The sequence below is a fragment of the Salinicola salarius genome, from assembly GCF_002179555.1.
Classification (GTDB): Bacteria; Pseudomonadota; Gammaproteobacteria; order Pseudomonadales; family Halomonadaceae; genus Salinicola; species Salinicola salarius_A.
In genome coordinates this window covers 1-709 of sequence record NZ_NHOU01000127.1, presented here as the reverse complement: position 1 = coordinate 709, position 709 = coordinate 1, and the positions used below count along the sequence as shown (strand labels likewise).

The following is a 709-nucleotide window of genomic DNA, read 5'->3' as shown; positions in this document are numbered from 1 at the left end:
GCTGCCGCGAGTCGCAGCCTTCAGAATCGAAAAAATGGTTCAACTGCTGGTTCAAACGACCGATGCTCTGGGTCAACCCGTGCAGGCTAAGGTCGCTGCGCGTCTGCGGCGGATGCTGCTGGCACAGCGCCTGCAGGCCACGACGCAGATCGAGCAGGTTGTCGTTGACGATCACCAGCAGCTCGAAATCGCTGAGGTCGAAATACTGGAGCTGCGCCCAGCGCAGGCTGTGGTGCGGCGCCATCTCGAGCCGACTGGCCTTGTCACAAGCCATATGGAAGACCAGCCAGGTATCGGCGAGCAGCGAGCGCAGCGCATCGTTGCGCTTGTTGTGCGCCCGGGGATGCGCGGCGAACCAGGACTCCAGTGTCTCGACCCAGCCGGCGAAGGGATCGAGCAGTCCCAGAGCCAGACATTCCCGGCCCTGCAGATAGCGCTCCATACTCTGGTCGGTAGCGGTGCGTGTCGGAAACGTGACGATCTCAGCCATGGGACAGCGCCTTGTGCTGGTCGCGATCGATGCCGCCGTGCAGGCGCGCGTTGCGGCCGGCGGCGTACCCCCGGGCCATTGCCCCCCGATCGTCACGGCGTTGACCGCGATCGATGGCCTCCATCGCTTCGAGCTGGGGATAGAAGCGCTGCTGAAAATGCTCGATCGCCGCGACGGCCTCCTCGGTTTTCTCCACCGGCACGATGTGTTCGAACGCGC

At 64.2% G+C, this 709-nt stretch carries 2 protein-coding genes; both read right to left on the bottom strand.

Annotation, left to right across the window (positions count from 1 at the left end; translation table 11 throughout):
- Positions 1-490, bottom strand: a 490-nt coding sequence (locus CCD76_RS19440; RefSeq protein WP_143543361.1) for a hypothetical protein, incomplete at its 3' end; no start/stop codon positions are given.
- A partial coding sequence (locus CCD76_RS20125) for a hypothetical protein (protein ID WP_179208978.1) occupies positions 483-709 on the bottom strand: 227 nt, incomplete at its 5' end. The genes CCD76_RS19440 and CCD76_RS20125, both read right to left, overlap by 8 nt.